Annotated in this window: 8 protein-coding genes; 5 read left to right on the top strand and 3 right to left on the bottom strand. The window is 52.9% G+C overall.

Features of this window, described 5'->3' with window-relative positions; all coding sequences use genetic code 11:
* The first annotated feature begins 62 nt into the window (after positions 1-62).
* The 3 genes from QME66_07080 to QME66_07070 are packed head-to-tail and all read left to right on the top strand — an operon-like array spanning position 63 to position 2,360.
* Positions 63-746, top strand: coding sequence for a hypothetical protein (locus tag QME66_07080; protein ID MDI6808728.1), 684 nt, complete (start codon positions 63-65; stop codon positions 744-746).
* Positions 747-782: 36 nt separating this feature from the next.
* Positions 783-1,685: a hypothetical protein gene (locus QME66_07075; protein MDI6808727.1), complete on the top strand. Its 903-nt coding sequence runs from the start codon at positions 783-785 to the stop codon at positions 1,683-1,685.
* Positions 1,686-1,688: 3 nt separating this feature from the next.
* On the top strand, positions 1,689-2,360 hold the full coding sequence (locus tag QME66_07070) for a hypothetical protein (GenBank protein ID MDI6808726.1): 672 nt from the start codon (positions 1,689-1,691) through the stop codon (positions 2,358-2,360).
* On the opposite strand, the gene QME66_07065 is transcribed toward QME66_07070, so the two are convergent.
* The gene (locus QME66_07065) at positions 2,357-3,619 is read right to left on the bottom strand and encodes an NAD(P)/FAD-dependent oxidoreductase (GenBank protein MDI6808725.1); all 1,263 of its coding nucleotides are present in this window, start codon (positions 3,617-3,619) and stop codon (positions 2,357-2,359) included. The genes QME66_07070 and QME66_07065 overlap by 4 nt on opposite strands.
* A gap of 139 nt (positions 3,620-3,758) precedes the next feature.
* On the opposite strand from QME66_07065, the gene QME66_07060 reads away from it, so the two are divergent.
* Complete coding sequence (locus QME66_07060; protein MDI6808724.1) at positions 3,759-4,967, top strand: multiheme c-type cytochrome; 1,209 nt, start codon at positions 3,759-3,761, stop codon at positions 4,965-4,967.
* A 17-nt stretch (positions 4,968-4,984) separates the two neighbouring features.
* On the opposite strand, the gene QME66_07055 is transcribed toward QME66_07060, so the two are convergent.
* Positions 4,985-7,102 carry a T9SS type A sorting domain-containing protein gene (locus QME66_07055; GenBank protein ID MDI6808723.1) on the bottom strand — a complete coding sequence of 706 codons (2,118 nt, stop codon included), beginning with the start codon at positions 7,100-7,102 and terminating at the stop codon, positions 4,985-4,987.
* Positions 7,059-8,018: a lysylphosphatidylglycerol synthase transmembrane domain-containing protein gene (locus QME66_07050; protein MDI6808722.1), complete on the bottom strand. Its 960-nt coding sequence runs from the start codon at positions 8,016-8,018 to the stop codon at positions 7,059-7,061. The genes QME66_07055 and QME66_07050 overlap by 44 nt, the downstream gene beginning before the upstream one ends.
* A 135-nt stretch (positions 8,019-8,153) precedes the next feature.
* Here QME66_07050 and QME66_07045 point away from each other — a divergent pair, with 135 nt between their 5' ends.
* The gene (locus tag QME66_07045) at positions 8,154-11,027 is read left to right on the top strand and encodes a T9SS type A sorting domain-containing protein (GenBank protein ID MDI6808721.1); all 2,874 of its coding nucleotides are present in this window, start codon (positions 8,154-8,156) and stop codon (positions 11,025-11,027) included.
* Positions 11,028-11,097 lie beyond the last annotated feature (70 nt).

Here is an 11,097-nt window from a genome sequence, read left to right as displayed (position 1 = left end):
TCAGCATACAGCAGGCACGTCTATATGTCAAGATATTAATGACGCACTACACTAGCTAGAATATGAAAGTACAGATACCGCTTATAATATCATTCATAGTTGGCATAGCGCTCATCATCGCCATCTTTGTACCTCATGACCCGTTCCACAGCATGAATGAGACCTTCTCAATCTACTTTGACCTCATTGCTGTGTTCGCATTCATACTGGGGGGCGGTAACCTCCTCAAGGTTCATGGTGACAAGATCTACCGGCGTGCGAAAGATTGGAAATACAGCATTGTGACGGCCGCCGGATTCATCATAATGCTTGTCGTAGGAGCGTTGAAGCTTGGCGGTCCTCCGGGATTCACCGGCGATGTGACTGCTGAGGGAAGCTGGTTCAAGTTCATGTACGACTCATTATTTGTTCCGCTTCAATCGACTATGTTCTCACTCCTCGCGTTCTTTGTGGCATCTGCTTCGTACAGGGCATTTCGCGCAAAGACAAGAGAGGCGACGCTTCTACTAATTGCGGCTTTCATCATTCTGGTTGGCAGAACGCCGCTCGGACATTATCTCACCGGGTGGCTGCCGCCACCGCTGCAGTTCTTGCATATACCCAATGTCAGCAACTGGATTCTTTCGTTTCCGAATATGGCGGGTCAGCGGGCGATTATGATTGGAATTTCTCTTGGGATAATTGCAACCTCGTTGAAGATGATTCTCGGGATCGAACGCTCGTACTTGGGCGGGGAAAGCAAGTAGGAAGAGCGGAGAGGAAAACAGACTACGGATACGGAAATGACAGACGAGAAACCAGAAGAAACCCAAAAGAAGCGCGACATAATTAAGATCATGAATACGATAGACAGGCGGATAATCTTCCTGCTGATAGCGCTCGCCATCATCCTCCCGCTTGTGTTCCACCTTGTCTTCACCGTACGTGCCTCTCCTATCGTTGAGGCGATTTTTGACAAAGTTGAGAGCCTCCCGCCAGGCTCAAAGGTCATTCTCAGTTTTGACTACGGCCCGAGCACTGTGCCTGAGAATCAGCCTATGGCTGAGGCGGTTGCGCGGCACGTGCTTCACAAAGATCTTAAGCTCTACATGATGGCTGTCTGGGCAACCGGACCTCCACAGATTGATCTCGTGAAAAGCAGGGTTGTTGACGTGGACTTCCCAAAAAAAGTTTATGGGAAGGACTGGATAAACCTGGGCTACAAGGCCGGAAACCAGGGACTCATCAACGCGATCCTTCTTGACTTGAAAGGCATGTACACGACTGACATCCACGGGACGCCCATTGACGACTTCGAGATGATGAGAGACGTCGCAAATCTCACCGATATGTCCCTGATAGTCTGTATTGGAAGCGGTTACCCTGGCATGAGGGAATGGGTTCAGTTTGCCGGGGACCCGGGACGCATACCTGTTTGCGGAGGTGTCACGGCAGTTGAGGCACCGCTCCTTTATCCGTATTATCCGCGGCAGCTTCTGGGTCTGATGGGTGGACTGCAGGGCGCTGCGGAATATGAGGCGACTCTTGTGACGAAATATCCGCAGTTTATAGCTACTTCAGAGCAAGCCGTGAAACTGATGGGCCCGCAGACTGTTGCGCACCTCGTGATAATCTCATTTGTGATAATAGGGAATATCGCCTTCTTTGCCGAAAAGGGAAGGCAGCGGAAAGGCAAGAAAGCATAGGCCATGGCGCACGTATTTGAGCTCTGGATCGGATCGCTTCTGACATTGATGATTTTCAGCTTCTTGTACAAGGACAATCCTTTCTACAAGTTTGCCGAGCATCTTTTCGTCGGCGTCTCTGCTGCATACTGGATGGTCATTGGCATCTGGTCAACACTCATGCCCAATCTCGTCGCCCGTATCTGGCCGAATGCACTTCAGGGCATTGTCAACATGCCTGCGGATGCCAAACCTCAGTATCACTATCTGATCCCTGCGGTCTTTGGAATTCTGATGCTCACAAGGCTAATCGAAAAGATTAGCTGGCTTTCGAGATGGGCAATGGCGTTTGTGATTGGATTTGCAGCCGGGACCAACTTCACACGATATCTTCAGAGCGACTTTGTCGGACAGATTTACAATGCAATGATACCCTTCATCGCGAAGGGTGACGGAGGGATCTCAATTGGCGCAAGCATCTCCGGGATTGTGCTTCTGATTGGCGTCATATCCGCTCTTTGCTACTTTTTCTTCTCAAAAGAGCACTCGGGTGCCTTCGGTGCCGTGTCGCGCGTAGGGATCTGGTTCCTCATGGTCACATTTGGCGCTGCCTTCGGCTACACGGTCATGGCGCGTATTTCGCTGCTTACCGGGAGAATGCAGTATCTCGGCGAGTGGTTGTCGAGTATCTTCTAGCGAAAAGTCTGCTTGTTCTCTTGCCCCGCGGATTTACCTGCTACCCAGCCCGTGGAGAAAGCTGCCTGCAGATTATAGCCGCCCGTGTCAGCATCAATATCGATTACCTCGCCGGCAAAATATAGTCCTCTGACCAAGCGTGATTCCATCGTGTGTGGATTGATTTCTTTGGTGCTCACGCCGCCGGCAGTAATGATGGCCTCGGCAAAATGACGGTGGCGTGTCACCTTCAGTTGAAAATCCTTGAGCAGCATTCGCACTCTCTTGCGTTCAGCGACGGTAATCTGATGACCGCATTTGTCCGGGGGAACACCCGAAAGGTCTGCGAACACTGGAATCAATTTCTTGGGAAGCAGCTCCTCCAAGAGCGTTTTGAACTGCCTCTTCCCGAATTCCTTCCAATCCCGAACCAGCCTGGCATCCAGATGCTTTTCATCGAGTGCGGGCTTTAGATCGATGGAGATAAAGACTTCCTGTTTGTCACGCAGGGCATCCACCACCGTCCGGCTCAAGGTAAGGATGATTGGGCCGGAAATGCCGAAATGCGTGAAGAGCATCTCGCCGAATTCTTCTTTGCGCTTCTTGCCGTTTATCAGGAGACGTACAGTCACGTTGCGCAGGCTCAATCCCTGAAGCCGCTGCGCAATGTGCCCGGCTGTTTCCAGAGGGACGAGAGCGGGCCGAATCGGTACGACGGTGTGCCCGAGAGACTGGGCCAGCATGTACCCGTCGCCGCTGGAACCTGTTTCGGGATAGGAAGCGCCGCCAGTGGCAATGATCACCGCATTGGCTGAATGGGTTTGGCCATTCGCCACGACGCCTGCCACCGCGTTACCCCTGGCCAGGATTCTCTGCACTCGCGTATTCGTCATGAGGGAGACGCCATGCGCTCTAGCCCAATCTATCAACTTCTCAGTTACGTCTTTGGCGTTCTGGGTCACGGGGAAAACCCTGCCGCCACGCTCGGTAACGGTGGACACACCCAGGGCTTCAACAAACCGAATGAGCCCGGCGGAGAGAAACGAAGAGAATGCGGGGCGCAGGAAACGGCCGTTTCTCCCGAAGTGGTTTGTGAAGTCATCAACCGTGCCCACGTTCGTGAGATTGCAGCGGCCTTTCCCGGTTATGGAGAGTTTCAGTCCGGGTTGCGGCATTCTCTCGATGAGGAGCACACGTGTCCCTTGACCGACGGCCTGACCCGCAGCCATCAGGCCCGCTGCTCCTGCCCCAACCACAATCACCGTGCGCATTGTTACTATGGCCACTGCAACATCGACCGGCGAGCCTCCGTATTGACGTGAGAAGCGTTTTCTCTGTAAGGTTATGACGATCGGAAGCAAGAGTCAAAGACGGAGAGCAAAATGGGGACAGGCACATTTTTCAAAGAAGGAGAAAATTGTGCAAAATCGCAAAATAAAAAAAGGTGACTGTCACTATTTTCTGGTTTTTGTCGGCATGGTGCTTTTCCTTCCATCGTTCTCCAATACTGTTCAGATCTCGCAAGATAACGAGGTCGCTGCTCCTGACTATTGGAAGGCACCTCTTGGTCCGACTCAATCGCGGAGTCTGCCGAGAAGCGTGCCCTCGCTCTTGTCGAAGTCCTGCAAGGGGTGCCACTCTGCCATATTCAGTGAGTGGTCAGGTTCGCGCCACGCGAGCGCGTGGACCGACACAATTTTCCAGAGCGCCTTGGCGCTCACGGGGAACCCGCCCGTCTGCCTGAACTGTCACACTCCTCTTGAGAACCAGCAGGCAACAGTCTCTGCCGGACCCGAAGGCGGGGACTCAACCAAAAGCGTTGATGAACGTCTCACAAAATATGATGTGGAGCTGCAGAAGGAAGGAGTGAACTGTTCAGCGTGTCACATCAGAAACGGGAAGATACACGGTCCTTACACGGATTCGAGGGCGGCCCATCCAATGGAAGGGTCCGCACTTATAAAGAGCGCCGAATTCTGTTTCCCTTGCCATAGCATTCCGGCGCCGGCCGGCTCAGGTCTCGCCAGGCCTCTCCTTGATACGCCCGTAGAGTGGAAGAGCAGTGGCTATGCACAAGAGGGAAAGACCTGCCAGAGCTGCCATATGCCCAGAGAGGAGAGGATCGTTGGGCTTGGAGGACCAAGCCGAATCTCTTTCGCCCACACGTGGCAGCCGGGTCGTGATCTAGAAAGTCTGAAATCCGCCATTAGCGCTTGCATGAATTGTGAAGGACCGGGGCCTGACGGGACTGTCCACGTCTTCGTGAGCATCACAAATTCCGGTGCCGGACACAATTTTCCCACCAGCCCTTATGCATTCCTGGAAGTGATTTTCTCTGCATCGGACAGCGAAGGAAAAGAGATCGCAAGGAAGACCGAAACGCTGGCACGAGTCCTCAAGAGGGAGGGCCTCAGTATAAAGGGAGAATTGTCGGACACCACTCTGAAGCCAAAGGAAACAAGGACGCTTGTTTTCGAATTTGCCCTGGCTGCGAAGGCGGACGTGACGGTACGAAGCGAGCTCAGATACCACTACGTGGATGGAGACACCTTCGCGATGCTCAAGATTCCCAGAGAAGTGGCTTCACGGCCATGGGTAACGCTCCTGAATCTAAGTCAGAAACTCTAGCGCCCTGATAAAACCCGTTATCTTATCAGCACTACCTTTCCCACGCTTGTCCGGGCCCCCGATTCGAGTTTCATGACATAGACCCCTGAGGGCAGACTCTCTCCTTCTTTGTCCCGTCCATCCCATAGAATGAGACCGGGGTTGTGCTCTCCGATCTCTATCTCCCTGACCTTCCTGCCCAATATGTCGAAGATTTCCACCTTGCCGATTCCTCCCGGTGAGGAGCCCGTATAGATGACCGCGTAGTGGGTGAATGGATTCGGACTTGCGGCAAGGCGGCCGGGGGACATCTGGGCAGAAGAAGGCAGTGAGAACTTGATTTCATCTATGAATATTGGCGCATTCGACGAGATGTCGAGGAGCTTCATGAGAAACGTCTCGATTCGCCCGTTCCACGTTTGACTGTTACGCAGATTGATGAAGTACGTGTGGGCAAGGCCGTCGTCAATGAGAGGGAATTCAATCAAATCCGTTTGGTTCGTCCTGCTTTTCGTCCCCAATGAATCAGAATACACATTGCCGTTATCCCAATAGAGCTGCGCTTTCCTTGCAGAACCACGGGGAATCGTCATCGTCAGCGCGAGGAGAGAAAAGTGGCTGCTGTTCATGCCAAATGATGGGACGATAAGGGAGAGCGAATCGCCCTGGGGAGTGAGCTCGATTCTTCCGTTTGAGAGCGCCATGGAACTCACGCCAACTACCGGAGAGAATCCTGCAGTATCACCCGCTGAATCGAAGCTGAGAGTGACTGTACTCGGGAAGTCATCCACGAGGGAAAATCCCGGGTGCGGGCCAGCCTGAACATTGACCTTTCCGCCTGATGATCTGACTGAATCGAGAAAGGCCCCAAACATGTCATATGTGCGAAACAAGAGTCCGTCCTTAACCGGTATTGATATGGTTTTCGGCGACTCTGCCCAGAATGCAACTACTGAATTCCCGCTGTTGCCAAAAAGATGAACGTGGGCTCCCCTTGTATCCGGGACAAGATCTCTTACGAATGGCTTATCTGCGAGAAAGCTGATCAGATTCTTATACGCGCTGTAGGATGCTCTTTCTGCCGGAATGGAACCGGAAGGGGCATATCCGAGAATGCCAAAGTCCTGAGTCTCTACCCAAGGTGAATGCTCCGTGTAAAAATGAAAGAGGAAAACCTTTTCCACACCTTTAGCGACGGCAAACGTTATGTATTTCATATTCCTTGCTGCTTGCAGAGTATCATCTGTCGTGGTTTCACCTATTTCTGTCAACCAGATTGGTTTTGTGACGCCTCTTTCCTCCATTTTTGCCTTGATGTAGTTGAATGACTTTGAGACATACTCAGGGTCGTAGTTTGCTGAAAGCGGATAGGCATGGAAATTGGCCACATCAAAATATGGATAGTCGTGGCCGGCCAGTTCAGGACTCGCAAGCACTCGCTCAAAGAGGTATGCGTTTTCAGGCTTGTCGTGAGGAGGGTTGGAGAGGAGAACGCCGGGGCTCGCAAGTCCGCTGAAAAGAACGAGTGCCCCCGGGTCCTCAGACTTCACGACCGTATACAGAATCTTGAGCCACTTGGCATATTGATCCGGCTCGAAGTCCGCCCAGCCGCCGTCCGCTTCGTTCCAATACTCCCAGGCTTTGACCTTTCCGCGGTATCTTGAAACGACGCTCCGGACATAGTTTTCGAACGCCTCGCGCAGGGAATCTGCGGGCGGGCAGATGTCAGGGATCGGGCCGCCCCTGCAACCCGACGCCCAACTTGGAGTGTCAACGCCAAGATTCCCAACGATGTTGACTCCGTTCTCGAGGGCTCGTGCCACGTACCCGTCGTAGTCGTCATTCCCGGCCCGGTTGAAATCGCTCTCGGTGATCTGGTCCATCCTCCAGTTCCAGGGCTGGAGGGAAATCCAGGAGGCAAGAAGGTCTCTGTCCCAGAGAATGCCTGCATCCTTCATCTTCCCGAAGTATGTGACAAAATCTGCATCATGGAACTTCTCTCCCTGCTGCCTGGCGAGGTGAGTGTTCACTCCAAAAGGAGAATCACAAAGCGAAGATGACGGAAACACGGAGGCGATAACGGCAAGCGCCAGAACTGTCGGGAAGGGAGCCTTATGCCTCGCCGCGAACCTTCTGCACGTAGTCTTTCGTGACATCTGTCAAACGTAGCCCCGAGTGAAGGAATGCAACAATGCCCAGAACTGTAACTGGAAACGACATCACGAAGTGATAGAGCAAGACAAGACTCGCTGCCAGGTCGCGATCAACACCCATGTAGAGCAGTGAAGTGATGCCGGCGTACTCGAGGGCCCCAACTGCGCTTGGCAACGACGGAACTGCGATAGCAAGGTTGACAACGACCAGGAAAAGTATGGGCGCCCAGACCGGGAGAGTGAGCCCATAGGCAAGAAAGAAAAACTGCAGGATCAACGCATGAATGCACCAGATGAGAATGGAAAGGAGGAAGGCTGAAACGAAGGAGGCCGGGCTCCTGAGAATCATGAACCCTTGCTTCAGTCTTGCAAGGAACGAGAATCTCTCGCCCAGCCTTGTCGAGGCCATCACGTACAAAACAGGGAGAAGGATCAGAGATATGACCGATACCGAAAGCCCGGAGCTCTTCAGCCATCCAGGAACGTCCGTGCTCGCGAAGACGAAGAACATGACCAGGACCATCGCAGCCCCCTCAAGCACTCTGTCAAGCGCGACCGTTCCAAGCACCGGCAGAGCCCCAAGCGATTCGCTCTTGCATACGGCGTATACCTTGGTTAGTTCACCGACTTTTGCGGGGAGAAGATTGCTCGATGCAAACCCGATCAAGGACGCGCTGAAAAGGTTGAAGAGACTTACCCTCTTTACCGGCCCGAGAATGAGCCGCCACTTAAGAGTCTTGAAAACGACAAGGAGAAGATTGCCCATGAGGGCAAGAGTGAGATAGAAGGGTGAAACTCTGAGGAGCGAGCGGAGGATTTCCCCGGGGGCGATTCCCCTGAACGCAAGCCAGAGCAGGAAAACCGACAGTACGACCCCGAGAATTCTCAGCAGGGTCCCAGTCCGAAGCGGTTTAGACATATGGAGCATATTGGGGTGGCCAGGAACATTTGTCCAGCGAAAGAACGCCCCTCACCAGCCTCTCCCCAGAAGGGAGAGGATTAAGGTGAGGGGAAGACCTTGTGCTTGGGCACCGTTTGTGATAACATACCGCGAATGCGAACGACAACACGACTCGTTTTTGTCGCTTTTCTGATTAATCTGCTCCTTTGCGTCTCGACGGCATTCGGTCAAGGTATCGGACCTTTTGACTGGACGAGAGGCCTTTCGCTTGTCCTCCTTTCCACTGATGATGTTCGTTTCCAGGCCAGCCTCAGGAATGGAATAGAGCTGGAAGGAGGGCGGGTAGCCCTCATTTTCCCCCCAAGAGTCCTCATGGGATGGTTCTCGGACGAGAGGGGACGTTCCCTGATCGGAACTCCGGGTGTTCGCGGTGTGTTCAGGGGGCCGATTGACGTCTCTTCGCTGGATGACATAGACGCATCCGCTCTCCAGGCCATCAATTTCTTCAATTCCGCTGTCTCCGGCGAGCTTGAGAAGAAGCTGGCAGCAGAATGGAAGGCGCAGGAACCTGGAGTTCTGCGGGACGACAGCTATCCGCACCCTGAAGTCAGCTATTTTGATTACATCGAGAACCTGAAGCGTGCCTTCTCCGCGCAAGACTCCAGAGGCACGGACGATGTATTGTGGAGACTTCCGCGGGAGGTCGAAGGGAACAGTGACAATATGGTTGGAACTGTGACGGTGACCTTTTTCTTCGTGGAAAGCAACGGCGATTCGACAGATGAGAATAAGTACACCTGGTCAGCACCGGCGCATACTGAAATTCTCAACAAAGCTGCATCAGGGCTGGCGTGGTGGGTAAGTCAGGCGAATTCATACGGAAGAAGTCTGAGCTTTACGATAATCGACTATCCTGGAACTGACAGTCGATGTCAGACTTGGTATGAGCCCGTACTCCATCCATCGACAGATGCGTACAATTGGGTCGCGGAGATTATGGGGAAATTCGGATACACCGGCTCTCATATTACCAGAGTCGCTGCCTATAACACCTGGGCGCGGGCAAACTACGGAACGGATTGGGCGTATTCCGTGTTTGTCGAGTACAATCCGCCGCCTGCCCCTTCTCAGTTCACCAACGGCTACGCCGCCTGGGCTTATCTCGGCGGTCCCTACACAAATCTCTTGTACAGATCGTTCGGGTGGTCATTTGACATTGTTTTTACTCACGAATCCGGCCATATCTTCTGGGCCTGTGACGAATACTACGAAGCGGGCTACGGAGGCTGCACGAGCTGCGGGATATGCAGTCATGGTGTCATAAACGGGAATTGCGAGTATTGCAACACCCAGTCGGTGCCCTGCATGATGAAAGCGAACAGTCCATCTCTGTGTACGTTTACTCCCGGCCACATAGGATGGTTCTCCACGCCAATCCTGGCGCACTTCTCTCACACAACTCTGGATCCTCTCGGAAACGGGAATGGAATTGCCGAACCCGGGGAAACAATTTCCATGGGGATCACTTTGAAGAACTACGGTCTGAGCGCGACTGGCATAAACGCCACGTTAACCAGCGCCGACCCTTACATCAAGATAACTTCCAACTCTTCCAGCTATCCCGATATTCCTATTGACAAGACGGGCTCATCGCTGGTGTATTACGCTTTTTCGTCCGATCCGGGTACGCCGACAGGACATCTAGTGAGTTTCAATCTGCAGATTCATGCAGCCGGATACGACACTGTCTCCACATTCGACCTCTACATCGGAGAAACGCCGATACTCCTGGTCGACGATGATGCCGGCAGCAGCTATGAGACGTACTATCAGAGCGCAATCGCGAGCACCGGCCTGAACTATCTCCTGTGGAGCGTGAAAACCAGCGGCTCGCCTACCTTGGCCGAGCTGATGAAACACAGAGCTACCGTATGGTTTACCTCGGCTGAAGCGGGATTCACGCTCACGGGAACGGATGAATCGAATCTCACAAGCTACCTGAATTCAGGAGGGACTCTTTTCTTCTCTTCTCAAGAGTATCTGAGTGAGAGATTCGAGACCTTTGCGAATGAGATTCTCAGAGTCGAGAATTGCATGCCCGACTACTGGAATAACGCTCTCGAGGCAGGTGTGGCAGGAGATCCGATCTCTGATGGAATGAATCTGCACATGCATTATCCATTCACGGACTACCCGGATGACATTGTACCAGGAGTAAACGCATCCCCTGTTTTCATGAACAGTTCTAATTTCGCTGGCGCCCTCAGGTTTCCTTCGGCTGGAACTGCACCCTACAAGGTAGTCTTCATGGCATTTCCTTTCGAGGCCATTGCCGATTCGGCTGCTCCGAATAACAAGAATACTGTGATGAAGAAGGTGCTCGACTGGCTTCTCCTGCCGCAGGATTACCAGCCGCCTTCAGTCAGGGTCATTGCGCCAAACGGAAAGGAAAGATGGGAAATCGGGACCACGCAGGAGATAAGATGGGAAGCTTCTGATTCGAGCGGGATTGATTCAGTGGCGATCCTGTATTCCCTGGATGGCGGAGCCAGTTACCCGGATACGATCACTGCATCTACACCAAACGATTCCAGTTTTGTCTGGCTTATTCCGGATACGGTGAGCGAAAACGCACGTGTGAAGGTTGTTGCCTGCGACAAGTGGCTCAATAGCAGCGCAGACGTGAGCGACAGCGTGTTCACCATAGCTGTCCCAGCTTCAGTAAATAGGCACGTGCTAAAGGAGGGGTCTCCTGTTTTCTCGCTTTTCAGTTACCCGAATCCTTCGATGCCGGAGACGCAGATCCGCCTGAGTCTGGACAGGGATGTCATCGGATCGCTCAGAATCTTCGATGTGAGAGGAAGGCTTGTCAAGACGATCGCGCAGGGAAAACTAAAGAGCGGGTCCCATCTGTACCTCTGGGGGGGGAGGAACGATGAAGATAGGAAACTCTCACCGGGGGTTTACATACTTTCCTACGAAGGAGGAGGCAGGAAGGAGAGCAGGAAAATAGTTCTTCTCAGGTAGGCAGAAACCATTCCAATCACCGCCTAGTGTGCCGTCTCAGAAATAACTTTACGAAATGCAGGGCGTTTCA

Source organism: Candidatus Eisenbacteria bacterium (assembly GCA_030017955.1).
Lineage (GTDB): Bacteria > Eisenbacteria > RBG-16-71-46 > JASEGR01 > JASEGR01 > JASEGR01.
This window is presented reverse-complemented; position numbering and strand designations above follow the sequence as displayed.

Excerpts from the sequence above, each read along its gene's own strand:
- QME66_07080 (MDI6808728.1), top strand. The coding sequence starts at position 63 with ATGAAAGTACAGATACCGCTTATAATATCATTCATAGTTGGCATAGCG.
- QME66_07075 (MDI6808727.1), top strand. The coding sequence starts at position 783 with ATGACAGACGAGAAACCAGAAGAAACCCAAAAGAAGCGCGACATAATT.
- QME66_07070 (MDI6808726.1), top strand. The coding sequence starts at position 1,689 with ATGGCGCACGTATTTGAGCTCTGGATCGGATCGCTTCTGACATTGATG.
- QME66_07055 (MDI6808723.1), bottom strand. The coding sequence starts at position 7,102 with ATGTCACGAAAGACTACGTGCAGAAGGTTCGCGGCGAGGCATAAGGCT.
- QME66_07050 (MDI6808722.1), bottom strand. The coding sequence starts at position 8,018 with ATGTCTAAACCGCTTCGGACTGGGACCCTGCTGAGAATTCTCGGGGTC.
- QME66_07045 (MDI6808721.1), top strand. The coding sequence starts at position 8,154 with ATGCGAACGACAACACGACTCGTTTTTGTCGCTTTTCTGATTAATCTG.